A 22,822-nucleotide genomic window follows, 5' to 3' on the forward strand; every position below is an offset into this window, starting at 1 on the left:
GAAAACCAAGGGGGGGCAGCCGTGGGCGACTAGCGCGGCAGCGGCTTCTGGGAGTCGAACAGCGCCTTGGCGACGATCGCCGCCAGGGCGGGGTTGCGGAAAGCAATCAAGCCCGCAGCCAAGCCGGCGCCGATCGTGAGGATCGGCCGCGCCTTGACCATCTCCAGCGCCTTCTCGGCGAAGAACAGCGCGTCCGGGGCCGGGGCCGACGACAGCCCAACCCCGACCTCCGCCTTGCGCGCCGCCAGCAGCCCGGCGATCCCGACGACCAGCGCGGCGACTGCGGCGACGATCGCGGCCCCGCCCGCCGCGCCCAGGTGAGGCTGGATCACGGCGTACAGGGCGAAGGCGGCGGCCACGACGCTCACAGCAGCGGCTGCGGCGATCGCCGCAGCCGCTGCCAGGGTGGTCAGGGTCTTTTCGAAGATCACTTGTTGTGGCCGCTACGATTTCCGGCCAGCAGAAGGCCCAGCAAGACGCCGACGCCGAGGCCGGCCAGGGTAGCGGTGATCGGACGCTCGCGAACCCGCTCGCTGACATAGCGACCGGCTTCATCGACCTGTTGGCCGGCGGTGTCGGTATAGGTGCGGGTCTGGGCGCGCAGGGTCTCGAGGCCCTGGGTCAGCGAATGCTCGATGCGCTTGGCGGCGTCGGTCAGGTTGGCCTTGGTGTCGGTGAAGTGGCTCTTGGCCGCAGCGGCGGCTTCGCCGAAGCTGCGTTCGGCGTGGTCGAGAGCGGCGCCGGCGCTCGACGAGGCCTTGTTGGCCTCCTTGATCGCGGGGTTCAGGCTGTTGTCGGACATGGGAGGTCTCCGGTTTCGCGGCTCGGGCTTCGGGGCGGACAGCGGCAAAGCTGCGCCCGCAAAACGCAAAGCCAGGGCGACAAGTTCCATTCTAGCGCCAAGGCTGAAGCTTCACCACATACGATCAGCGAGGCACGAGATTTATCGATCTCGCGCATCACGCGAACCCGGTCTATGGTCGATTCATGGACGATGCGGGCGGATCGCTGGCAGATGATCAAGAGGCGCAGCGACTGCGCGCCCTCGACGCCCTTCGCGCCATCGACGGCGATCCCTTCGACCCCCGGTTCGACCGGATCGTCCGCCTGGCCTTACGCCTGTTCAACGCCCCCAAGGCGGCGATCCGCCTGATCGGAAAGGACCGCGTCTGGCTGAAGGCCAGGATCGGCTTCCAGGATGGAGAAGAGGCCCGCCCCGCCACCCTCACCGAACGCCTGCGCGACTGCGGTGTCATCGCGCATGGCGACATCGCCGCAGTTCCCGACCAGACGATCCGTCCCTTCGCCGCCGACAGCCGGTTTTTTGCCTGCGCTCCGCTCACCGATCCCTCGGGCCAAGTGGTTGGCCTGCTGACCGTCGAGGATCCCCAACCTCGCGACGCGATCGACAATGGCCTGGTCGAGGCCCTGGCCGAGCTGGCGGCCCTGGCCATGGAAGAGCTGCTGCACGACGCTGAGACCGCCCGCAATATCGCCGAGCGCGCGCTCGACAGCGAGCGGATCGCCCTGGCTCTGGGCGCGGCCAATCTCGGCGAGTTCGAATGGGATATGAACGCCCATGTCATGCAGATCAGCCCCCGCATGGCGCGAATCATGGACACCCCGGTCGGCGATCGGGCCGCCCTGACCAGCCAGACGCTTTACGACTTCATCCATCCGGACGACCGCACTGCGGCGCGCGCCAGAGTCGAAGAGCAGTTGAGGGCTGGCGGCCGCTACGAGGTGGAATTCCGGCGGTTCGTGTCGCCCGCCGACCGCACGGTGTGGATCCGCGCCGCCGGGGTGCGGGTTCTTGACGGCGAGGACACCCCCATCCGCCATATCGGGGTGGTGCAGGATATCACCGCCCGCCGCGACGCAGACGATCAGCGCGAGAACCTGCTGACCGAGTTGGACCACCGCATCAAGAACCTGCTGGCGGCCGTGCAATCGGTGGCCGGCCAGTCGGCGCGCAAGGCCTCGTCGCTGGACGGGTTCCTCAAGGCCTTCACCGGCCGGCTAAAGGCGATGAGCTCGGCCCACGACCTGCTCAGCGCCGCCCGCTGGCGCGGCGCCACTCTGGCGCGGATCGCCGCCGCCGAGCTGGGAGGCCTCGCCCCCAACCAGACCCGCTGGGACGGTCCGGAGATGTTTCTGACCCCTCGCGCCGCGGCGGCCCTGTCGCTGACCCTGCATGAACTGGCGGTCAACGCCGTCAAGTTCGGTTCGCTGTCGACCGAGGCCGGCCGGGTCGAGGTGGTCTGGCGCGCCGCGCCGGGCGGCGGTTTCAATCTGGAATGGCTGGAGACGGGCGGCCCCCTGACCTCGCCGCCCGCCACCCGGGGCTTCGGCGCGACCCTGATCGAGGACGTCGTCGGCCGCGAGCTGAAGGGCCGCGCGACCATCGAATACCGCCGCAGCGGCGTCACGGCCATGATACACGCCGCCGCCGACGCCTTGGTCGATACCCCCGAGCCCGAGCCCGTCGCGCCGCAAGCCGAGCGAATCGTCGAGACCTTCCGCAGCGGCGAGGACACCTTCAAGGCCGGCGACATCGCGGGGCTCAAGGTGCTGATCGTCGAGGATTCGCTGCTGCTGGCCATGGAGCTGGAGGCGGGGCTGGAGGATTCCGGGGTCGAGGTGGTGGGCTGCGCGTCCGAGCTGTCGGAGGCCCTGCAGATGCTGGAGCTGACCTTCGACGCCGCCGTGCTCGACGCCGACCTGAACGGCAAGTCCGTGGCGCCTGTCGCCGAGGTTCTGCGCCGCGAGGGCCGGCCCTTCGTGTTCGCCACCGGTTATGCCGACAAGGCCGCGCCCATGGGCTTCGACGCCCCGATCGTTCGCAAGCCCTACAATGTCCACCAGATCGCGCGGGCCCTGGCTTCGGTGACGGGACGGGGGTGAAAGCCCAATTCCTGCCCCTGCGGGGGAGGACTTCAGATCACTCCCCGCGCCCGCAGCCCCGCGATCGCTTCCACCGACAGCCCCGCCACTTCGGCCAGCACCGCGTCCGTATGCTCGCCCAAGCCTGGCCCCGGCCAACGCACGCCGCCCGGCGTTTCCGACAGCTTCGGGAAGGCGTTCTGCATCTTGACGGTCCCGAACACCGGGTGGGCCACCTCGACGATCGACTCGCGGGCGATGAACTGCGGATCCTTCAGCATGTCGGGCGCGCGATAGACCCGGCCAACCGCCAGTCCGGCCTCCTCCAGCAGCGGCAACAAGGTCTCGATGTCGTGCTCGACCGTCCAGCCGGCGATGGTGGCGTCGAGCTGGACCTGGTTCGCGCCGCGCGCCGCGTGGTCGCGATAGCGCGCGTCGATCGCCAGCTCCGGCCGGCCCATGGCGTCGCACAGGCGCTTGAACAGGCTGTCCTGGTTGGCGCCGATCAGGATCAGTTCGCCGCTGCGCGTGGGATAGACGTTGGACGGGGCGATGCCGGGCAGGATGGCGCCGGACCGCTCGCGGACATAGCCTGACAGGTCATATTCGGTGATCAGGTTCTCCATCACCGTCAGCACGCTTTCATAGATCGCCGCATCCACCACCTGGCCTCGGCCCGTGGCGTGACGCGCGTGTATGGCTAGCATCACGCCCAGCGCCGCGTTGAGGCCCGCCAGGCTGTCGCCGATCGAGATGCCCGCCCGGGCCGGCGGGCGGTCGGGCTCGCCGGTGATGTGGCGCAGGCCGCCCATGGCCTCGCCGATCAGCGCGTAGCCCGCGCGGTGCGCATAGGGGCCGGTCTGGCCGAACCCCGAGACCCGAGCCATCACCAGGCCAGGATTGGTCTTGGCCAGGACGTCATAGCCCATGCCCCACTTCTCCAGCGTGCCGGGGCGGAAGTTCTCGACAACGACGTCGGCCGTATTGATCAGGGCGCGAGCCACGTCGCGGCCTTCGGGCGTGCGCAGATCCAGCGTCACGGACTTTTTGTTGCGGCCGATCACCGGCCACCAAGGCGAATGACCCTTGGGCTTGGTTCGGCCCCACTGGCGCATCGGATCGCCGACGCCCGGGTCTTCCAGCTTGATGACCTCGGCGCCGAAGTCGCCCAGCACCTGGCCGCAGAACGGCCCAGCGATCAGCGAACCCATCTCGATCACCCGAAGCTCGTCCAGAGGCGCCTTGGCCATGTTCTTCGTTCCCTCGACCATCACGGAACCATCACGGCCACGTGAAGTTGTATTGCCACGACGGCGCGGCGCGGCGCCTGAGCGATCAACGTTCTAGAAAAACGCGCAGGGAAAGAAAGCCATGACTCGCAAGCTTCTCATCGTTGGCGCCGCCTTCGCCGCCCTCAGCCTCGCCGCGTGCGGCCCCAAGGCCGACGAGACCAAGGGCGCCGCGACGCCGGCCGAACAGGCCGCGACTCCGGACGCCAACCCGGCGGCCACTGTTCCGACCCCGTCGGACGAGACCAAGGCCGCCACCTTCGTCGCCAAGGCCGCCGCCACCGACATGTACGAAGTCGAAGCGTCCAAGGTCGTCGCCAAACGCTCGACCAACGCCGAGGTGAAGAAATTCGCCATGATGATGGAAAAGGCTCACACCAAGACTACGGCTGATCTGAAGGCCGCCATCGCCGCCTCCGGCGCGATGATCACCCCGCCGACCGCCTTGCCCGCCGATCTGCAGGACAAGCTGGACGACTTGAACAAGTCCAGCGACGGCGACTTTGACAAGACCTATGCCGACGATCAGGTCGATGTGCATCAAGCAGCCCTGAACCTAATGCAACGCTACGCCCAAGACGGCGACACCGCGGCCATCAAGGCCTTCGCCGCCGCCACGGCCCCTGCCGTTCAGGAACATCTGAACATGGCCGAAGGCCTGAAGAACGGCTTCGACAAGGCCAAATAGAACGGTTCAAGGAATCGCGTAGGCGACCGTCGCCTTGGCGCAGGCTCGCTCGCGCGATTCCGACCAGATCAGGACATCGGCCGTCGCGATGCGGCGGCCGAGCTTGAGCAGGGCTCCTTCCGCGTAGAGATCCCCCGGCTTGGCGCCGCGCAGGAAGTGGATGGTGAGAGACGTGGTCACCGCCATCGCCACCTCGCCGATATGGGCCAGCACCAGGGCGTAGCCCGCCGTGTCGGCCATGGCCATCTGGGTCGGCCCCGAAATCAGGCCGCCCGGCCGCAGCGCCCGGGTGGCGAACGCCTGACGCATCAGCACCCGCCCCGGCTCCGCCTCGACCACCTCCGGCAGATGCGCCCCGGCCTCGGGAAAAGCCTTGGCCAGGAAGGCGTTCAGAGCCGCCGCATCGAGCTTCAGCGCCGCCTCGCTCATTTCATATCGACCTTGATGACATTGTCATCACCGTTGCGGTCGATGACCACGTTGTAGGGATCCACCCCCGCCACCTTGGGGGCGACCTTGGTGACGAAGGTCAGGGTCTGGGTTCCTGAACGGATGGTCCGCCGCTCCATGGCGATCACCTTGTCGGGACCAAAGCCCTTCTTGCCCGGCTCCAGCGAGAACAGGCCGATGTCCATGGGCTCGCTCATTGGCGCCGCCTGTTCCCGACCGTGGCCCTCGGCATAGAGCTTTTTCGCGTCGATCATCAGAGTGACGTCGAACTGGCCGTCGGCACGCTTGCGGGCGCTGGCCGAGGTGGTCTTCAGGTCATACAGCGTGATCTTCTCGAACAGGTCGGTGATCAGAGCCTGCTTGTCGGCGGGGGCGTGGCGACGCAGGGCGGCCACCAGTTCTAGGGTGGTTGGGTAAGGCGGGCCCTTGAAGGCATAGCCGGTCAGCATCTCGCGCAGAGCGGCGTTGACGTTGTCCTCGCCGATCTCGTTGGCCAGCCGGTACATGACCAGCGAGCCCTTGTTGTAATAGATGTAGGGCTGCTCCTCGACGCGCTCGAGCGGCAGTTCCTCGATCACCTCGCCGCCCCGCGCCCGCAAATAGCGGTCCAGTTCATACTTCAGGAACTTGCGGATCATCGGCTCGCCGTAGGTCTTCTTCATGACCATCAGGGCCGAGTACTGGGCCAGGGTCTCGGCCAGAGCCGGCCCGCCCTGCTGGTCGGCGCCGATCAGCTGGTGGGCCCACCATTGGTGGGCGATCTCGTGCGCCCCGACATAGGTGACCATGTCGATCTTGGTCTGGTCCTGATACTTGGAGACAAAGCCGAGATTCTCCGACCACGGGATGGTGTTGGCGAACGACTGGGCGAAATTGCCATAGGCCGGGAACTCCAGATAACGCAGCTGGCGGAACTGGTAGGGGCTGAAATTAGCCTGGTCATAATCCAGCGACCGCTTCATCGAGTCCAGCATCCGCTCAACGTTCCAGGCATGGGCTGGGTCGTAATAGATCGACAGCTGCACACCCTTGTAGGGCTCGGTGCGCACCGCGTAGCGCGCCGACTGGATCGAGAAGAAGTGCAGGATCGGAGCCTCGGTCACGAACCGGGCTGTCCGCCGGTCGCCGGCTTTGGTCACCGGACCCGTCAGCTTGGCGCTTTCATGCCAGATACTCTCTGAGACCTTGTAGCCCGGCGCGATCGGCGTCTGATCGGCGTCGGTGGTGACGGTGATGTCGGCGGTCACCCAATCGCTATCACGACGCAGGCCGTTGAAGGCGCGCGAGGGACCATCGCCCAGCTTGGCCATGCGAAGCTCGGCCGGCAGACCGTATTTGCGGCGCTTGGTGCGATCCTTCAAAAGGCCTGCGCGGTCCATGCCCAGGGTCGGGGCCAGGCCCTGATCGTTGATGAAGGTCCCGTTGTCGACCATGCCTGTGTCGGCCCCGCTATTGGGGAAACCCAGCTGGACGCGTGCGGTGCTGAACGACATCGAGCGACGCTCGCCCGGCTGCATCGGCGTGTCGAAGGCGAAAATCCGGTAGTTAAAGCGTTCGAAGGTCTTTTTCGGCCGAGCCCCCTCGATCGACAGGGCCAGCACCTTCAGGTCGCGATCGAAGCGGATGTGGATTTCGCGCAGCGGCTTGTCGGTGCGGTTCTCGATCTCGTAGACACCCTTGGTGTCGATGCGCGGCATGCCAGGCCGAATGCTGACATCGAGAGTCACCGCGATGATCTTCGGCTGCGGCGTGTTCTCGAACGGCAGCAGGGCCTTTTCGTAGTCGGCCTGCCAGCGCTCGTTGCCGAGGCTGGTGCGGTACGGATTCCAGATATTGGTGTTCAGGTAGATGAACCCGCCCAGGCCTACGAACACCAGCAGGGCGCCGCCGGCGATCAGGCCGGGCCGCCCCATCAGCCGACGCGGCAAGGCCGCCAGGCGAGGCCGCAACCGGGTCTCGGTCCCTCGCCGCCAAAGGACATGGCTCAGCACCAGCAGTAGCACCGCGCAGGCCGCCCAGTAGAGCCGGAACCACCAGGCCCCCACCCAGAACCGGCTCAGTCCATTGAAGTCCGAGATCGGGACCATGGGCGCGCTGGCATAGAGATAAAGGTTGTGTTCCAGACCCCAGCTGGACGCCACGATCGTGCCGATGATGTAGAGCACCATCAGGCCCCAGCCGACGAACTTGTGCGGCGAGATGACTTGCAGGAACACCGCCAGCACGGCCACCAGCAAACAGTCGACAGTCTGCGGCAGCACCCACCAGACCAGGTAGTTTCCCAGTTCCAGATGGGTGTAGCCCTTGGCCAGCTGCATGCCGATCGACACCGCGACGCTGATCAGGAAGGTCGAGGTCAGGACCAAGGCGATGGCCAGGGTCTTGGGGGCCACGAAGGCCCAATCGGGGATCGGCGTGGCGTCGATCAGTTCGTGCGTCTTGCGATCCTGCTCGCGCCAGACCAGTTCGCCGGCATAGAAGGCGGCGATGATCATGGTCATGAATGGGAAGATGCCGTTCATGGCGCCGATCATGATCCGGGTGACCGGATAGACCGCCCCGCCATAGAGGCTGTCGTCCGTCGCGTACCAGAGATTGACCAGGGCCAGCACGGCGGCCAGGCCGACCAGGACCAGATAGGCGGGGCTCAGGAAAACCTGCTGGGCGTCCAGGCGGGCGCGAACCCACAGCTGCGTCCAGCGTGAGATCGCGTCGAAACGCGGCGGGGCATGGACCGTGGTTGTTGTGGGCGGTTGGACCTCCGCTTGGCTCTTGTCGCGCCGCCCTGTCGCGCCCTCGGTCTTGCGCGTGTCGAACAGCCAGTAGCCGGCCGCGAGAATGGCCAGGGCGAGCGCTGTCCACAGCAGGCGGTTGGCCAGCAGATAGCCCGTGAGCGGCGGGGTCAGGGTGTTGCGCTCGGCCGCCGTCCAGTAGAGCGTCGCCAGTCGGAAGGCGCCGCCGCCGAACGGGTCGAACAGGGCGGCGATCCGTTCCAGGCCGGGCTGGCGAAGGAATACGCCGCCCATGAACTGCAGGGCCATGAAGGCGATGACGCCGACATAGGTCCACATCATCGATCGCGTCACCGTGGTCAGGGCGAAGAAGATCGCCGAGGTCAGGAAGATCGCCGGCAAAGCCAGGGCCAGGTAGGCGAAGGCGTAGTGGCCGATCACGAAGGAGCCGAGGGTCTCCGGATCGACCCATGGCATCAGCGTGCCCAGAAGCATGCCGGCTGGAACCGCCAGGAAGGACAGGGCGGCGGCCGCGAAGGCGCCGGTAAACCGGCCATAGAGGTAGTCGAACTTCGACAGGCGCGTGGATCGAAGGATACCCGCAAAGCCGGTGTCGTCGTCGCGCACCACGATATTGGCCACGAAGGCCGTCGTGACGAACATGAAGACGAGGGCGAAGAACAGGTTACCGCCGGCGATCGCCGTCGCGGCGTTCTTGTGGACGTTGCCCGAGGATCCGATGTTGATATTGCTGGACGCCACCGTTCCAAACGCCATCAGGAAGAAGATGAATGTTCCCACCCAGAATACCGGCTGGCGCGCCTGGTAGCGGAACTCGAAGGCGGCGACTTTTCCGAACATGCCCACGCCCTTAGGCTGCTCGCCGGGTATTGGAGAGGGTGGAGAAGTAAACGTCTTCCAGACCGCCCTCCACCTGGGCGAAGCCCGCGCCGGGGTCTTGGTCGGCCAGGACGTGGATCACGGTGCGGCCGCCCAGCAGGCGGGTGGAAATGACCTGATACCGATCCTTGGCGGCTTCGAGGTCGGCCTTGTCGATGGTCTTGCGCCAGATCCGGCCGGCCAGTTGGGCCATCAACTCGGAGGGCGCGCCCTCGCGCACGATGCGGCCTTCGCAGATGATCGCCATGGCCGGGCAGAGGTCCGACACGTCCTCGACGATGTGGGTCGACAGGATCACCACCACGTTCTCGCCGATCTCGGACAGCAGGTTGAGGAAGCGGTTGCGCTCCTCCGGGTCGAGGCCGGCGGTCGGCTCGTCGACGATGATCAGGCGCGGATCGCCGATCAGGGCCTGGGCGATGCCGAAGCGCTGGCGCATGCCCCCGGAGAAGCCGGCGATGGCCTTCTTGCGCACGGTCCACAGATTGACCTGGTTCAGCAGGCTCTCGACGACGTCCTTGCGCTCCTTGGCGCCGGAAATGCCCTTGAGCACCGCCATGTGGTCGAGCATGTCGTAGGCGGAAACCCGGGGATAGACGCCAAAATCCTGAGGCAGATAGCCCAGTGTCCGCCGCAGCAGGTCAGGCGACTTGAGCACGTCGATGTCGCCGAAGCGGATGTGGCCGGAGGTCGGGGCCTGCAGGGTGGCGACGGTGCGCATCAGGGTCGACTTGCCCGCACCGTTCGGGCCAAGCAGGCCGTACATGCCGCGCGGGATCGTCAGGCTGACCTCGTCGAGGGCTTTCACGCCATTGGCGTAGACGTGGGTCAGGTTCTCGATGATCAGCATCGTTGGTCCAAGGTCCCTGCGATTCCGGGTCTGTCGGGTTTTCGCCACAATTGTCTCACCCGTCATGACTCGTCGTCGCCTGTCGGGGCAAGTGAAAGAACGTCTAGACGCGGGACTTGGGTAGGATGTTTCAGGAACATGTCCTGCGGAAGGCTTTTCACGGCGGCGGTCTTTTGGCGACGCGGGTTTGAGGTTAATCAGACGGCATGACCCACTTCGCCTTTCCCCCGCCCGCCCCGCCCACGGTCCCGGTCGAAGGGAGCGACGCGGTCTTTCCCGTAAGGCGCATTCTCTGCGTCGGCCGCAACTATGCCGCCCACCGGCGCGAGATGGGCGGCGACGACCGCGACCCGCCGTTCTTCTTCGCCAAACCCGCCGACGCGGTCGTGGTGCTGACAGCGCCAGGCAAGGTTCCCTACCCGCCAGCAACCCACGACCTGCACCACGAGATCGAACTGGTGGTGGCCCTGAAGTCGGGCGGCGCCAACATTGCTGTCGAGGCGGCGATGGACCATGTGTTCGGCTACGCGGTCGGCGTCGACCTGACCCGCCGCGACCTGCAGGCCGCCGCCAAGGCCAAGGGCCAGCCGTGGGACGCCGCCAAGGGCTTCGACGCCAGCGCCCCGATCACCGCCATCCGCCCGATCGACCAGGCCAGCGTCGACGGCGCCATCCGCCTGTCGGTCAACGGCCAGGAGCGCCAGCTCGGCCAGATCGCCGACATGATCTGGACCATCCCGGAAGTGATCGCCGAGGCCTCCAAACTTTGGACCCTGATGGCCGGCGACCTGATCTTCACCGGCACCCCCGAGGGCGTCGCCGCCATCGGGCGGGGCGACACGGTGACGGGCGAGGTCGAGGGCGTGGGCCAGCTTATCTTCACGGTAGTCTGAGGCGGCGCATGAAACTCACCCTGCACAGCGCCTGGCGGGCCAGCGCGCCCTATCGCGTTCGGATTGGCTTGAACCTCAAGGGGCTCGCCTATGAGGTCGCCCCCGTCGATTTGGTCCACAGCCAGCACCACGAAGCCGCCTATGTCGCGCTCAACGCCCAGCGGCTTTTGCCGACGCTCGAAGTGGACGGCAGGGCTCTGACCCAAAGCCTGGCGATCCTGGAATGGCTGGACGAGACGGTTCCCGAGCCTCGCCTGCTGCCTGCCGACCCGTTCGACCGCGCCGTGGTCCGCGCCATGGCCGAGATCGTCGCTTGCGACATCCATCCATTGAACAACCTGCGCATCCTGCGGGCCCTGACCGGACTGGGCGTCGAGGAGCCGGCGCGTAACGCCTGGGCCACGCGCTGGATCACCGACGGCTTCACCGCGCTGGAGCCCATGGTGGCCAAACATGGCCGAGGCTTCGCCTTTGGCGATGCGCCCGGCCTGGCCGATTGCTGCCTGGTTCCGCAGATCTATAACGCCGAACGCTTCAAGGTGGACCTGACGCCGTTTCCAGCGATCCGCGCCGTCGCCGCGCGGGCCGCCGAGCATCCGACCATCGCCGCCGCCCATCCCAACCTCCAGCCGGACGCCCTCCATGCTTGAAGACCTCAAGAACAACAATCTGGTCTGGTCGCTGCGCAAGACCGAGGCCGACCCGCAGTTCTTCAAGCGACTGGAAGGCCAGCAGAGCCCGGAATATCTGTGGATCGGCTGCAGCGACAGCCGCGTGCCGGCCAACGACATCGTCGGGCTGGACCCGGGCGAGCTGTTCGTCCACCGCAACGTCGCCAACCTAGCCCCGCCGCAGGATGCGAACTATCTCAGCGTGCTTCAGTTCGCGGTCGATGTGCTCAAGGTCAAGCACGTGATGGTCGTGGGCCACTATGGCTGCGGCGGCGTGGCGGCGGCGATCGACGGCCAGCGGCGTGGCCTGGTCGATCACTGGCTGCACCCGATCCGCGAGGTTCACGCCGAGCACAAGCACGAGCTCGCCGCCCTGCCGACGCAGAAGGACAAGCTCAACCGCCTGTGCGAGCTGAACGTCATCCGCCAGGTCCGCAACGTCGCCTCCGACGTCTTCGTCCACGACGCCTGGGCGCGCGGCCAACCCGTGTCGGTGCACGGCTGGGTCTATTCCCTGGCCAACGGCCTGGTGAACGACCTCGATGTCGGGATTTCCAGCCTGGAGGATTACGAGCGGGTGGCCAGCGGGCCGTGTTGATCGCCTCGTTAGATCAGGCGTGCAGGAACACGTAGGCATATAGCGGCACACAGAGGACCAGCAGCGTCCGCCCGGTCATCACCAGGCGCGACAACTTGCGATCGTTGAAGCTGTTGTGCCGTCCGCTGAACAGGAAGGGCATCGTTTTCCACGGGAAGTTTGACGAGACGCCGGCCCACAGGGATCTAGCCAGCGAGCCGGGATTCTCCAGGCGCTCAAGCCTGGACATCACCAGCACCAGCGTGATCCCGTAGACCATCCCGACCAGCCAGGCGACGAAGAAGATCGGCAACATCGTGTGGCCGACGTCGCCCTGATGCAAATCGAAGCGGAACGGCGTGGTCCCCGCCGTGCGGGTGAACATCAACGGCGGCTGGTCGCCCGGGTGGCCACGCTTGGCGCATTCGGACCCGAGGTGTTCATTGCGCGTCGGGCCAGGCCAGATGGCCGACATCGGCATCATGTCGCAAAGGTTCAGCGACGAGACGAGGGGCCGGCGCAGATCGGCGTAGGCCTGGCCGGGCAGGCTGCCGATCCAGGCCTCGACGGCGTTGACGTCCTCGACCTTGCAGACGAAGCCGACCCGGTTGATGGCGCTTTCGACCTCGCGAACCCGGTCGGCCAGCCGGTCGGGGTCGGTGTCCATTAAGGTCACCGTCGGCGTGAAATAGCCGATCGAGGCGTAGTCGCCACCGAGGATGACCAACGCCGCATCGGCGTCCATCGACTTGGCCGCCGCGTCGGGATCCTCCAGGACCGAGGGCTCCCGGGTGATGGCCTCCTTCAGCAGCGCCATGACGCCCTTGCGCTTGGCGAACCAGCGCTTGCGGACTGTGGTCACCGCCTTGAGGGCGTCTTCTCTTGTCGAGGGGCAGGAAGCGGCACACCCAGCGGTCGTTTTGCCCAGCTCGTTCAGGCGGTCCAGCAAGCCCGGCGAGGAGGTCGCCGGATAGGCGCGCACCGAGGTGGTTCGCACATAGCCGCCGCCCAGGCGCGGCACGAGGTCCCCCTGGAAATCGTCGTCCGTCAGGAAGGCGTCAAGATTAGGCCGGGGTCTCCGGCGCCTTAACGTAGTGGCGCTTGGTGGAGATGCGCTGGATAGGGTTCGGTCGCGCGCCGACGAAGGGCGCGCCCGTCGTCAGGCGTCCAGGTAGGGCCGTTGGCGGATGTGCCGCCCGAGGGCGTCGAAGAAGTAGGGGTCGCGCTTGTTGAGCCAGTGGCAGGCTCCGTGGATGGCCAGGCCGATCGGGATGCTGATCAGGGGAACCTGGAGGCCCAGCGCCAGGACGGCCGTCAGAGTGCCGTTCAGCACAGCGATCATTTGCGGAACGCCCGCGATCGTCACCGGCTCCGAAAGGGAGCTGTGGAAGGCGATCTCCAAACCCTCGATTTCCGACTGCGCCACCTCAGAACGCCGCTCCGGCGGTGGGGTTGAAGAAGGTGCTGACGAAGGTCGTGGCGGTGAAGGCGATGGCGATGATGCCGACAGCCTTGGCGACGGGACCGCAGAGCGACTGCATCACCGTGGTGAGCGGGCCCTCCAATGGCATGGCGGTGCCGCCACCAGCCGCTCCAGCTGGGGTGGCCAGAAACAGGCCGACACTGGCGGCGAGCATCACGGCATGGGCGGCTCGACCGAAACGAAGCGGCGCGGACGAGACATTTCGGATCGGATTCATGGGTGGGGTCTCCCGATGCCGACGCCCGCGAATGCCGGGCTACCCACGACTGAAACCCAAGGAAGTCTAGCTCAAACACTCTTTTTATCTAAAAAGTGCGTTCAGTGCGTTTTGCACAGTCCTGCCCGCTCCTGGCCCTCGAGCGTCACGGCGCGAGGGGAGGGACCATAGCGTTCACGTAGTAGGATGGCCTAACGGTGGCGAACCTCCGGCTTCCCCGGGCTGAGCGCCCAGTCTTTCTTGGGAATCGACAAGGTGCAGGCGTGACCGACCGAAGCCATAAGCGGACCAGCGACCGCCCGTCGCGGGGGCGCTCGTTCCGTGAAGTCGACTCTCATTGTCCTGCTCAGCGCCCTGTCTCTATCAGCCTGCGTGAGCTACGCGCCCGCGCCGGTGGAGCCGTCGGCCTTGGCAGTGGAGGCTCGGACCCGAACTCTGAATCTGGGGCAGGTTCGCGACAAGGTGGCGTCAATCGCTCCCGACGCGACCTGGAGCGGCCCCCGCCTGGATCGTCTGGCGCTCTTCGCGAGCGCGCTGCTCAATAACCCTGACATCGCCGCTTCGAGCGCGGGCGTCGACAGCGCCCTGGCAGCGGCCAAGGCGTCTCGCGTCGGCCCGGCCGCGACGTTCACGCTGAGCGCCGAGTACGCCCGCAGCGCGGCCGAAAGTTCCCCCTGGCTGCTCGGTGGGGCGCTCGACGTCCCCCTCGACCTGGGCGCCCGCCGCCAGGCCCGGCTAACCAGCTTCGATCTCGCCGTCGATATCGCGCGTTACGACCAGGCCGACAGAATCTGGTCGGTCCGCATGGCCGTCCGACGGGCGTTAGCCGATTACTTCATCGCGGAACGCCAGGCCGTCGCCTACGAGCGCGTAGCCCAGGTGCGGGCGCGCCAGCTGGCGGCGATGGAGAATCGGGTCAACGCGGGGGAAGCGTCGCGCGCCGAACTGGAGCGCGTCCGCGCTGATGGGGCCGACGCCGTTCGTCGCGCCGCCGACGCCAACAGCAATGCTCGCGCCGCCATCAAGTCACTTGCCGCCGCTTTGGGCGTACCATTCGAGGCCCTGAACGGGCTCGCCCTAACCTGGGCGGGTTTCGATGAGCCAACTGATGATCCCGGCGCGCGGGTGACGGACGATTCTCGCGTCGGGGCCATCCTGTCCCGGGCTGACGTGCTCAAGGCGGTAGCCGCCTATGATCAGGCCGAAGCCGACCTTCGCGCGGAGGTCGCACGCCAATACCCGGCGATCAGTATTGCGCCCGGCTACACCTGGGAGCGCGGTCTGGTGAAAATCCCAGTGTCCGTTGGTCTGGTATTGCCGCCCCTCGACCTCAATCGCGGCGCCATCGCGACCGCGCAGGCCAAGCGGACAGAAGCCGGACGGAAGCTGGAGGCCGTTGTGTCCACATCGCAGGCGGCCATCGACGCGGGATTGGCCGAGACCCACGCCGCGCGCGAGGCGCTCACTCGCGTGAGGCGGGTCGAACTCGTCGCTGCGGCCCGCCTTGCCGCCCAGGCAGATCGCGAATTGGCGCAGGGGGCCATCGACCGCACGGATTGGGCCGCCGCTCAGGCCGGCGCCCTTCTCGCCCGCATCTCCGAACTTGACGCTCTGGCCCGTGTGCACGCCGCCGACGCCAGTCTTGAAGACGCTCTTCGCGGACCCTTGGAAGGACCCGAGACGATGATCGTGAACACCGCCTCGAGGAGCCGCCCATGAGCCGTTACACCGCCGCCGGCTGGGCTGCCGTAGGCGCCGCGACGGCAGCGCTGGCGATTTTCGGCGCATCGGCGCATCGCACGGCGCCAAGCGCCTCGGTGGAGGAAGGAGTTGGGGGGACCGCGTCCCTGGCCACCCTCGTCGATGGCGAGGTTCGGCTCAGCGCCGCGCAACAGGAGCGGGCGGGCTTGCGCGTGGCGCCCTTAGCGGCCGGAGGCGCGCCACAGATCAAGCAGGGTTTCGCGCGAGGACTGGATGTCAGCACCCTCGCCGCGATCAATGCTGAAATTGCCACAGCGCGCGCGGCCGCCGTTGCCTCCAAGGCCGAGGCGCGCCGCGTTGTCGCTCTGGCCGCACAGGATCAGAGCGCGTCGGCGCGGGCGGTAGAAGCCGCCCGCGCCCAGGCCGCCGCCGATGCGGCGCGGACAGATCTCGCCGAACGCCGCGTCGGACTCGAATTCGGCGCGGGGCTGGCGCGACTGGATCTGGCCGCCCGTCAAAGGCTGCTGGGCGAGATCTCGGCCGGAAAGGCTGCCCTGGTGCGGATCGATGTCCCCGGCGCATCGTCGAGGGACGGCTCGCGGGTGATCGTCGCCGACGGCGGCATCACCGCTTCCGTCAGTGTGCTCGGTCCGGCGGCGGCGGCGGACCCCCGGCTGCAAAGCGCCGGCCTGCTGGCCATCGTCCGCGGTCCGATGGCACGGTCCGCCACAGTCGGGCGCGTGCTGGCCGCGAGCCTGGAACAGTCTTCCACAGAGTCCGGGGTCATCGTTCCTCGGGAAGCCCTGGTGCGATGGCGCGATGCCGTATGGGCCTACCGTCGCACGGCCCCGGGTGTGTTTGTCCGACGTGAGCTGGTGGACGCCCGTCCGATCGCGAGCGGCTGGTTCGTCACAACGGGCTTTTCCCCCGGCGACGTGGTCGCGGTGGGCGGCGGCGCGGGAACACTGCTCGCCATCGAACGCGGCGGCGAGCAGCCCGGCGAGAAAGACTAGCCAATGCTTTCGCTCATTGTCAGGGTCTGCCTGCGCCATCCCGGCATCGTGCTGCTGTGCGCCTTGCTGTTGCTCGGGTTCGGTGGCGCGACCGTCGTCTCGGCGCGCTATGATGTCTTTCCGGAGTTCGTCCCGCCCCAGGCGAGCGTCCAGACCGAGGCGACCGGCCTCACCCCCGAACAGGTCGAGGCCCTGGTCACCCGGCCGCTGGAGACCGTCATCAACGGCGCAAACGGCGTCGCTGCGGTCCGCTCGGAATCCATCCAGGGCCTGTCCGTGATCACCGTCATCTTCGTCGAGGGCAGCGATCCGTTTCGCGCACGCCAGGTCGTTGCGGAAGCCTTGAGCGAGGCGGCGGGTCGCCTGCCGGCCGGCGTCTCCGCCCCCAAGCTCAGCCCGCTTACCTCCTCGACCATGGATCTCCTGAAGATCGGCTTCACCAGCGACCGGTTGAGCCCGATGGCCTTGCGAGACCTCGTCCAGTGGACCGTGCGGCCACGGATGCTAGCCACACCTGGGGTCGCCCGAGCCACGATCTTCGGCGGCGACCAACGTCGGTTGGAGGTCCGCGTGCGGCCGACCGATCTGATCGCCCGAAACATCGCGCTCTCCGAAGTCGCGACCGCCGTCCAGGCCAGCACCCTGGTCCGCGGCGGCGGGTTCGCCGAAACACCCAGCCAGCGCATCCTGGTCGAACCCACCAACGGGGCGGTCACGGCCAAGTCCCTTTCAGGCGCACTTCTGCCCGCCGCCTCGGGCCTGCCGGTGAGATTGGGCGATGTCGCTGATGTCGTGGAAGCCCCGGCGCCGAAGTTTGGCGACGCCTTGATCATGGGGCGGGGCGGCGTGCTGATCGCGCTTTCGAGCCAGTATGGGGCCAACACGCTCGACGCGACGCGCGCTGCGGAGGCGACGCTGGCCGAGCTGCGACCCGCCCTGGAGGCGCAGGGCGTCAAGATCTACCCGAGCCTCCACAGGCCAGCGAACTTCATCGACTCTGCGCTGCGCGGCATCCGCACCGACTTGCTGATCGGGGCGGGCATGATCGGCCTGATCCTGTTGGTCTTCCTGCGAGATCTGAGGGTCGCATTCATCGCGTTTGTCTCCATCCCCCTTTCACTTCTCGCCGCGCTGATCGTGCTCGACCGGATGGGTCAGACCATCAACACCATGACCTTGGGCGGTCTGGCCGTGGCGCTCGGCGTGGTCATCGACGACGCCATCGTCGGGGTTGAGAACATCGTGCGCCGCCTTCGCGAGGACCGTTCGGAGTCCGACAGGTTAGGGATTATCGAGGCGGCATCGGTCGAGGTGCGAGCTCCGGTCGTCTATGCGACCTATGTCCTGGCGCTGACCATCGCACCCATCCTCTTCCTGACCGGCCTGCAGGGCGCGTTTTTCGGGCCACTTGCCTTCGCGTTCCTGTTGGCGACCCTGGCCTCCCTGGCGGTGGCCATCACCGTGACGCCCGCGCTGTCGCTGCTGCTCCTGCGTCGCGTCCGGCTGCATGGCGAACCGGGTTACCTAAGAAAACTGAAGAGCCTTCACGCTCGGGTCCTGGAGCCGATCTGCGCACGACCCCGCCTGGTCGTGGCCGGCGCCGCGCTAGTCGGGGTTCTGGCGTTAGGAGCCTTTTTGGTCTTTGGCTCTGAACTGCTGCCCACGTTTCGCGAGCGGCACTACGTGCTGCAGGTCAACGGGCCCGCCGGCGCGTCGATGGGATGGATGCGCGACCTTGGCGGTCGCATCACCAAGGACTTGTTGGCGATCCCCGAGGTGGCGACGGTCGAACAGCAGATCGGCCGCGCCGAGGCTGGAGAGGACACCTTTCCCCCGCACCGCAGCGAGTTCCATGTTGAGCTACGTCCCCTCGGCGGAGCCGGCGAGGACCGGGTTCTGGCGCGCATCCGAGAGGTTCTGGCGCAATATCCCGGTGTCCAGAGCGAGGCCCTGACCTTCCTGGGCGACCGCATCAGCGAATCCCTGTCCGGGGAGACGGCGAAGGTTGCGGTCAATGTCTATGGACCCGACCTCGACGTTCTCGATCGGGTCGCCGCCGATGTGGCTCGCGCCCTGCAATCGGTTCCCGGCGCGGCAGACGTCCAGGTGAAGGCCCAGCCCGGCGCCCCGACCCTGAAGATCGTTCTCGACCCGGATCGCATGGCGCTTCGCGGCGTGGCTCCGACCGATGCCTATGACGCCATCGAAACGGCCTTCCAGGGCCGCACCGTGGCGCAAGTCACCGGCGCCGATCGCATCACCGAGGTGGCCATCGTCCTCCCACCGGAGTTGCAGCGTGATCCGGAAGGCGTCGGAGCCTTGCTGGTGCGCACGGCGGACGGTGCGACGACCCCGTTGTCGGATGTCGCCACCATTCGCCTGGGCGAAGGACGCACCGTCATCAATCACGACGGCGGTCAACGCCGGCAGGTGGTTACCGCCAACCCGACCCAGGCCGATGTCTCCGGCTTTGTGCGCGACGCGCGCGCCCAGGTCGCGCGCACCGTCACCCTGCCGCCGGGTGTCTTCCTCGAATACACCGGTGTGGCCCAAGGCCAGGCTGCGGCGGCCCGCCAGATCCTGGTCAATGTCGCCGCAGCGTCGATCGGCATCACCGCGCTCCTCGTGCTGGCCTTCGGCGGCGGTCGGCCCGCCGGATTGATCCTTGCGGGGACACCGTTTGCTCTGGCTGGCGGCGTCGCCGCCGTGGCCTTGACCGGCGGCGTGCTCTCGCTGGGTGCTTTGGTCGGTTTCGTCACGCTGTTCGGAATCGCCGCCCGCAATGCCATTCTCCTTATCTCCCACGTCGATCACCTGGTGAGCGAAGAGGGCCAGCTCTGGGGATTGGCGACGGTTCTGCGCGCGACCCAGGAACGCGTGACACCAATCCTGATGACCGCCTTGGTCACTGGACTTGGCCTGGCGCCCCTAGCGCTCGAGGCGGGCCAATCCGGACGCGAGGTGCAGGGTCCCATGGCTGCGGTGATCCTCGGCGGATTAATCACTTCGACCCTGATGAGCCTGCTGCTGCTCCCGGCGCTCGTTCTCGCCTATCGTTATCCGCGGGGACCAACCCACGAGAGATCACGCAATGCGCCTGCTGCTGATCGAGGATGATGCTGAGACGGCCGCCTTCGTCTTCGAGGGCCTCAGCCTGCGTGGCCACGCCGTCGAGACGGTAATGGACGGCCAGGCCGGGCTGGCCACGGCGATGGCCGGTGGCTTCGACGTGATGATCATCGATCGGATGCTTCCCAGCCTGGACGGGCTGTCGGTCGCCAGGGCCCTGCGCGACGCCGGGATTGAAAAGCCCATTTTGATCCTGACGGCGCTGGGCTCGGTCGAGGATCGGGTCGCTGGCCTGGAAGGGGGGGGCGACGATTATCTGGTCAAGCCGTTCTCGATGCCGGAACTGATCGCGCGCGTTGACGCCCTTGGCCGCAGAAGCGCATCCGGTTCGCCCACCCGGTTGTCCATCGCCGATTTGACGCTCGACCGTCTGACGCGGGAGGTCCGGCGGGCCGGTGAGATGATTGACCTGCAGCATCGTGAGTTCCAACTGCTCGAAGCCTTGATGCTGCAGACGCCCAATGTGGTGACCCGCATCATGCTGCTGGAAGGCGTTTGGAAAATTCGCTTCGATCCGGGCACCAGCCTGGTGGAAAGCCACGTCAGCCGCCTTCGGGCCAAGATCGATCGCGCGGGAAGCCCGATGCTGATCCACACCGTGCGAGGAGAAGGCTATGCCGCTCGCGCGCCTTAGCCAGCTCTGGCGCTCGACCAGCTTTCGGATTTCCCTCATCCACGCCGCACTACTGGCCGCTGCAATCATCGGTGCGGTAAGCGGAGGCTGGATCGCGACCCGAGGCGCGGCCGAGCGCGAAGCCCATGATCGCATAGCCCTGGAGGTCCACGCCGTCACGCTTGAGATCCAGGCAGAGGGTCTGAAGGCCGCCGGCGACGCAGTGATGGCGCGTGCAGAACGACCCGGCGCGCTGGAATACCGTCTGGTTGATTCCGCCGGCCGTCATGTCGCGGGCGACTTGAGCGACCTGGGACCCAAGGAGGGTTGGAGGCGCCTCGACTTTGATGGATCCGCGCCCGGACTTGAGGGCAAGGACCGCCTTCTTATCCTGACCCAGCGCCTGCCAGATGGCGCGCGGCTCACGGTCGGAGAGGGCCTTGGGAGAGCCGAAGCGCTTCGCGATACGCTCTTTCGGACCCTGCTGTTGTGGGGCGGTTTGGCATTGGCCCTGGGGCTGGCGGCAGGGCTCTATCTGACACACCGAGCGCTTGAACGCATGAACGCCCTGGTTCGCACTGTGCGCGCTGTCGCCGACGGCAACCTGGCGGCCCGTGCATCCGACGCGAGACCTGAAGGCGATGACATTGGTCAGCTAGCCACGGGCGTCAATCAGATGCTCGATCGCATCGACGTCCTGGTGGCCGCCGTGCGCCGGGTTTCTGCCGATGTCGCCCATGATCTTCGAACCCCCTTGTCGCATGTCCGCCAGCGGCTCGACACGGCCACGACTGCCGCGACGCCAGAACTCCGAAACGCCGCCCTTCAGTCGGCCAAAGACGGCATCGACAGGGCCATGCGGATGTTCGACGCGATGCTTCGCCTGGCGGAGATTGACGCCGGCGCGGCGCGGGCGCGTTTCGCGACCGTCGACCTGGCGGATCTGACCGATCGTGTGGCCGACGCGTACCGAGCCGAGTTGGAGGCGTCGGGACGGACTCTGCTCGTCCAAGTCGCGGGGTCCTTGGTCGTCGAGGGTGACGCCGACCTCCTCACTCAGGCGTTGGCCAATCTGCTGGAGAACGTCTTGAAGCATTCCCGCGCGGGCGCCGCAGTGCAGGTGCGCCTCGTTGAGAAGCGGGAAGGGATCCAACTCAGCGTCGAGGATGACGGACCCGGTATCCCACCCGAGATGTTCGAGGTGGCGGTCCGCCCGTTCTCCCGGCTAGATCCTGCCCGCGCAGCGCCGGGCACAGGTCTTGGCTTGGCGATCGCCGCCGGCGTGGCTCGTCTGCACGGCGGGCGGCTGCTGCTTGAAGACGCACGGCCGGGATTGCGCGTAACCATGCTGCTGGCCAAGGGCCTCATGCTTTCGCAAGACGCCGCCTTTCGAGCCGCCGATGGAAACTGACAAGACCAAGGCATCCTGGCGCTCCGGCATCTCGGCTGTTCCAAGAGGGGTCTGGGCGCTCGGCCTGGTATCGATGTTCATGGATATCTCTTCAGAGATGATCCACAGCCTGCTGCCGGTGTTCCTCGTCGGAACCCTGGGCGCCAGCGTTGCTCTGGTCGGTGTCATTGAAGGCGTCGCCGAGGCCACGGCTTCGATCACCAAAATCTTCTCCGGTTGGCTGAGCGACCGGCTCGGTAAGCGCAAGCTTCTGGCCGTCATAGGCTACGGCCTCGGAGCACTGAGCAAGCCCATCTTTCCCTTGGCAGCGACCCTGCTGGAGGTGTTCGGCGCCCGTTTCGCAGACCGGATCGGCAAGGGCGTACGGGGCGCGCCCCGCGATGCGCTCGTCGCCGATCTGTCGCCTCCTTCCGTTCGCGGCGCCGCCTTTGGCGTTCGCCAGTCGCTCGACACCATCGGCGCGTTTACGGGCCCGCTGGTGGCGATGGCGCTGATGCTGGTGCTCGCCGGGAATATTCGCGCAGTCTTTGCGTGGGCAGTCGTCCCGGCCATCGTTGCGGTTCTGTTGCTGGTGTTCGGCGTTAAAGAGCTGAGAGCTTCCGCTGGCGCACACGGCGCAGCGCGGCCGCCCATTCAGTGGGCCGAGGTGAGGGTTATTGGGCCGGCGTTCTGGGGCGTGGTCGCCTTGGGCGTCGTGTTCACAATGTCCCGGTTCAGTGAAGCCTTCCTGGTTCTTCGAGCACAGGATGCCGGTTTGCCGATCGCACTTGTCCCCGTCGTTATGGTGGTCATGAATGTCGTCTACTCGCTCGCAGCCGCGCCGGCGGGAAGCCTGTCCGACCGGATCGACCGGCGACGGGTCCTCGCTGCCGGCCTGGTCTGTCTGGTCCTCGCAGATCTATTCCTGGCGCTGGGCGACGATGTCGCCAGTGTGCTAGTTGGGGTGGCCCTGTGGGGCCTGCATATGGGCCTCACCCAAGGCCTGTTGGCGGCGCTCGTCGTCGACACGGCGCCGACCCATCTGAGGGGAACGGCGTTCGGTCTCTTCAACCTTGCGGGCGGCGTGACCATGCTCGCGGCGAACACATTGGCCGGGGCACTTTGGTCGGCCTATGGGTATCAAGCGACGTTTCTGAGCGGCGGACTATTTGCCGGCCTCACGCTCGTCGGCTTGGTGGTGATAATCCGCCGCCAGCGGAATAGGTATTCGCCGCACGGCTGACGTGCTGCCATCATCATGCTGTTAAATCAGAACATTTAGACGCAGGGAACGCTGCGCTACGTTCAGCCTCGAGTGAGGTTACGGGTTTGGTCGCCAGAGG

Annotated in this window: 20 protein-coding genes; 11 read left to right on the forward strand and 9 right to left on the reverse strand. The window is 66.8% G+C overall.

Features of this window, described 5'->3' with window-relative positions; genetic code table 11:
- Positions 1-29: 29 nt before the first annotated feature.
- Both ACP696_RS07815 and ACP696_RS07820 read right to left on the reverse strand, forming a co-directional pair.
- Positions 30-431: a hypothetical protein gene (locus ACP696_RS07815; protein ID WP_426010713.1), complete on the reverse strand. Its 402-nt coding sequence runs from the start codon at positions 429-431 to the stop codon at positions 30-32.
- Positions 428-802: a hypothetical protein gene (locus tag ACP696_RS07820; protein WP_426010711.1), complete on the reverse strand. Its 375-nt coding sequence runs from the start codon at positions 800-802 to the stop codon at positions 428-430. Before ACP696_RS07820 ends, ACP696_RS07815 begins: the two co-directional genes overlap by 4 nt.
- Before the next feature lie 185 nt (positions 803-987).
- On the opposite strand from ACP696_RS07820, the gene ACP696_RS07825 reads away from it, so the two are divergent.
- The gene (locus ACP696_RS07825; protein ID WP_426010710.1) at positions 988-2,904 is read left to right on the forward strand and encodes an HWE histidine kinase domain-containing protein; all 1,917 of its coding nucleotides are present in this window, start codon (positions 988-990) and stop codon (positions 2,902-2,904) included.
- Positions 2,905-2,936: 32 nt separating this feature from the next.
- On the opposite strand, the gene ACP696_RS07830 is transcribed toward ACP696_RS07825, so the two are convergent.
- On the reverse strand, positions 2,937-4,133 hold the full coding sequence (locus ACP696_RS07830; RefSeq protein WP_426010708.1) for a CaiB/BaiF CoA transferase family protein: 1,197 nt from the start codon (positions 4,131-4,133) through the stop codon (positions 2,937-2,939).
- A 121-nt stretch (positions 4,134-4,254) separates the two neighbouring features.
- Between ACP696_RS07830 and ACP696_RS07835 the strand changes: the two genes are divergently transcribed.
- On the forward strand, positions 4,255-4,860 hold the full coding sequence (locus ACP696_RS07835; protein ID WP_426029459.1) for a DUF4142 domain-containing protein: 606 nt from the start codon (positions 4,255-4,257) through the stop codon (positions 4,858-4,860).
- Between the two features lie 6 nt (positions 4,861-4,866).
- On the opposite strand, the gene ACP696_RS07840 is transcribed toward ACP696_RS07835, so the two are convergent.
- The 3 genes from ACP696_RS07840 to ACP696_RS07850 are packed head-to-tail and all read right to left on the reverse strand — an operon-like array spanning position 4,867 to position 9,792.
- Positions 4,867-5,289: a PaaI family thioesterase gene (locus ACP696_RS07840; RefSeq protein WP_426010705.1), complete on the reverse strand. Its 423-nt coding sequence runs from the start codon at positions 5,287-5,289 to the stop codon at positions 4,867-4,869.
- Positions 5,286-8,903 (reverse strand): M1 family aminopeptidase, encoded by a 3,618-nt coding sequence (locus ACP696_RS07845; protein ID WP_426010704.1) that lies wholly within the window; start codon positions 8,901-8,903, stop codon positions 5,286-5,288. The genes ACP696_RS07840 and ACP696_RS07845 overlap by 4 nt, the downstream gene beginning before the upstream one ends.
- A 10-nt stretch (positions 8,904-8,913) precedes the next feature.
- The gene (locus tag ACP696_RS07850; protein WP_426010702.1) at positions 8,914-9,792 is read right to left on the reverse strand and encodes an ABC transporter ATP-binding protein; all 879 of its coding nucleotides are present in this window, start codon (positions 9,790-9,792) and stop codon (positions 8,914-8,916) included.
- Positions 9,793-9,998: 206 nt separating this feature from the next.
- Between ACP696_RS07850 and ACP696_RS07855 the strand changes: the two genes are divergently transcribed.
- Genes ACP696_RS07855 through ACP696_RS07865 form a run of 3 tightly spaced genes read left to right on the forward strand, consistent with a single transcriptional unit; the run spans position 9,999 to position 11,954 of the window.
- Entirely contained in the window at positions 9,999-10,685 is a 687-nt protein-coding gene (locus tag ACP696_RS07855) for a fumarylacetoacetate hydrolase family protein (protein ID WP_426010701.1), read from the forward strand.
- Between the two features lie 8 nt (positions 10,686-10,693).
- On the forward strand, positions 10,694-11,335 hold the full coding sequence (gene maiA / locus ACP696_RS07860; RefSeq protein ID WP_426010699.1) for a maleylacetoacetate isomerase: 642 nt from the start codon (positions 10,694-10,696) through the stop codon (positions 11,333-11,335).
- Positions 11,328-11,954, forward strand: a complete 627-nt coding sequence (locus ACP696_RS07865; RefSeq protein ID WP_426010698.1) for a carbonic anhydrase — start codon at positions 11,328-11,330, stop codon at positions 11,952-11,954. The genes maiA and ACP696_RS07865 overlap by 8 nt, the downstream gene beginning before the upstream one ends.
- Before the next feature lie 13 nt (positions 11,955-11,967).
- On the opposite strand, the gene ACP696_RS07870 is transcribed toward ACP696_RS07865, so the two are convergent.
- The 3 genes from ACP696_RS07870 to ACP696_RS07880 all read right to left on the reverse strand — a co-directional run bounded on the left by ACP696_RS07870 (position 11,968) and on the right by ACP696_RS07880 (position 13,633).
- Complete coding sequence (locus tag ACP696_RS07870; RefSeq protein ID WP_426010696.1) at positions 11,968-12,954, reverse strand: hypothetical protein; 987 nt, start codon at positions 12,952-12,954, stop codon at positions 11,968-11,970.
- A gap of 138 nt (positions 12,955-13,092) precedes the next feature.
- Positions 13,093-13,359 carry a VirB3 family type IV secretion system protein gene (locus tag ACP696_RS07875; RefSeq protein WP_426010694.1) on the reverse strand — a complete coding sequence of 89 codons (267 nt, stop codon included), beginning with the start codon at positions 13,357-13,359 and terminating at the stop codon, positions 13,093-13,095.
- A 1-nt stretch (position 13,360) separates the two neighbouring features.
- Positions 13,361-13,633 carry a TrbC/VirB2 family protein gene (locus ACP696_RS07880; RefSeq protein ID WP_426010692.1) on the reverse strand — a complete coding sequence of 91 codons (273 nt, stop codon included), beginning with the start codon at positions 13,631-13,633 and terminating at the stop codon, positions 13,361-13,363.
- Positions 13,634-14,005: 372 nt separating this feature from the next.
- On the opposite strand from ACP696_RS07880, the gene ACP696_RS07885 reads away from it, so the two are divergent.
- Genes ACP696_RS07885 through ACP696_RS07910 form a run of 6 tightly spaced genes read left to right on the forward strand, consistent with a single transcriptional unit; the run spans position 14,006 to position 22,722 of the window.
- Positions 14,006-15,352, forward strand: coding sequence for a TolC family protein (locus ACP696_RS07885; RefSeq protein WP_426010690.1), 1,347 nt, complete (start codon positions 14,006-14,008; stop codon positions 15,350-15,352).
- Complete coding sequence (locus ACP696_RS07890; RefSeq protein WP_426010689.1) at positions 15,349-16,347, forward strand: hypothetical protein; 999 nt, start codon at positions 15,349-15,351, stop codon at positions 16,345-16,347. Before ACP696_RS07885 ends, ACP696_RS07890 begins: the two co-directional genes overlap by 4 nt.
- Positions 16,348-16,350: 3 nt before the next feature.
- Positions 16,351-19,464 carry an efflux RND transporter permease subunit gene (locus tag ACP696_RS07895; protein WP_426010687.1) on the forward strand — a complete coding sequence of 1,038 codons (3,114 nt, stop codon included), beginning with the start codon at positions 16,351-16,353 and terminating at the stop codon, positions 19,462-19,464.
- Positions 19,439-20,110: a winged helix-turn-helix domain-containing protein gene (locus ACP696_RS07900; RefSeq protein ID WP_426010685.1), complete on the forward strand. Its 672-nt coding sequence runs from the start codon at positions 19,439-19,441 to the stop codon at positions 20,108-20,110. Before ACP696_RS07895 ends, ACP696_RS07900 begins: the two co-directional genes overlap by 26 nt.
- Positions 20,091-21,500, forward strand: a complete 1,410-nt coding sequence (locus tag ACP696_RS07905) for a sensor histidine kinase (protein ID WP_426010683.1) — start codon at positions 20,091-20,093, stop codon at positions 21,498-21,500. Before ACP696_RS07900 ends, ACP696_RS07905 begins: the two co-directional genes overlap by 20 nt.
- The gene (locus ACP696_RS07910) at positions 21,490-22,722 is read left to right on the forward strand and encodes an MFS transporter (RefSeq protein WP_426010682.1); all 1,233 of its coding nucleotides are present in this window, start codon (positions 21,490-21,492) and stop codon (positions 22,720-22,722) included. Before ACP696_RS07905 ends, ACP696_RS07910 begins: the two co-directional genes overlap by 11 nt.
- Positions 22,723-22,822 lie beyond the last annotated feature (100 nt).

The sequence above is a fragment of the Caulobacter sp. DWR3-1-2 genome, from assembly GCF_049896225.1.
In the GTDB taxonomy this organism is placed as follows: Bacteria; Pseudomonadota; Alphaproteobacteria; order Caulobacterales; family Caulobacteraceae; genus Caulobacter.

Bases quoted from the DNA above. Each gene is read 5' to 3' on its own strand.
- ACP696_RS07845 (WP_426010704.1), bottom strand. From the start codon at position 8,903: ATGTTCGGAAAAGTCGCCGCCTTCGAGTTCCGCTACCAGGCGCGCCAG.
- ACP696_RS07865 (WP_426010698.1), top strand. From the start codon at position 11,328: ATGCTTGAAGACCTCAAGAACAACAATCTGGTCTGGTCGCTGCGCAAG.
- ACP696_RS07895 (WP_426010687.1), top strand. From the start codon at position 16,351: ATGCTTTCGCTCATTGTCAGGGTCTGCCTGCGCCATCCCGGCATCGTG.
- ACP696_RS07820 (WP_426010711.1), bottom strand. From the start codon at position 802: ATGTCCGACAACAGCCTGAACCCCGCGATCAAGGAGGCCAACAAGGCC.
- maiA (WP_426010699.1), top strand. From the start codon at position 10,694: ATGAAACTCACCCTGCACAGCGCCTGGCGGGCCAGCGCGCCCTATCGC.
- ACP696_RS07830 (WP_426010708.1), bottom strand. From the start codon at position 4,133: ATGGCCAAGGCGCCTCTGGACGAGCTTCGGGTGATCGAGATGGGTTCG.
- ACP696_RS07850 (WP_426010702.1), bottom strand. From the start codon at position 9,792: ATGCTGATCATCGAGAACCTGACCCACGTCTACGCCAATGGCGTGAAA.
- ACP696_RS07910 (WP_426010682.1), top strand. From the start codon at position 21,490: ATGGAAACTGACAAGACCAAGGCATCCTGGCGCTCCGGCATCTCGGCT.
- ACP696_RS07900 (WP_426010685.1), top strand. From the start codon at position 19,439: ATGCGCCTGCTGCTGATCGAGGATGATGCTGAGACGGCCGCCTTCGTC.
- ACP696_RS07905 (WP_426010683.1), top strand. From the start codon at position 20,091: ATGCCGCTCGCGCGCCTTAGCCAGCTCTGGCGCTCGACCAGCTTTCGG.
- ACP696_RS07855 (WP_426010701.1), top strand. From the start codon at position 9,999: ATGACCCACTTCGCCTTTCCCCCGCCCGCCCCGCCCACGGTCCCGGTC.
- ACP696_RS07840 (WP_426010705.1), bottom strand. From the start codon at position 5,289: ATGAGCGAGGCGGCGCTGAAGCTCGATGCGGCGGCTCTGAACGCCTTC.
- ACP696_RS07825 (WP_426010710.1), top strand. From the start codon at position 988: ATGGACGATGCGGGCGGATCGCTGGCAGATGATCAAGAGGCGCAGCGA.
- ACP696_RS07835 (WP_426029459.1), top strand. From the start codon at position 4,255: ATGACTCGCAAGCTTCTCATCGTTGGCGCCGCCTTCGCCGCCCTCAGC.
- ACP696_RS07890 (WP_426010689.1), top strand. From the start codon at position 15,349: ATGAGCCGTTACACCGCCGCCGGCTGGGCTGCCGTAGGCGCCGCGACG.
- ACP696_RS07880 (WP_426010692.1), bottom strand. From the start codon at position 13,633: ATGAATCCGATCCGAAATGTCTCGTCCGCGCCGCTTCGTTTCGGTCGA.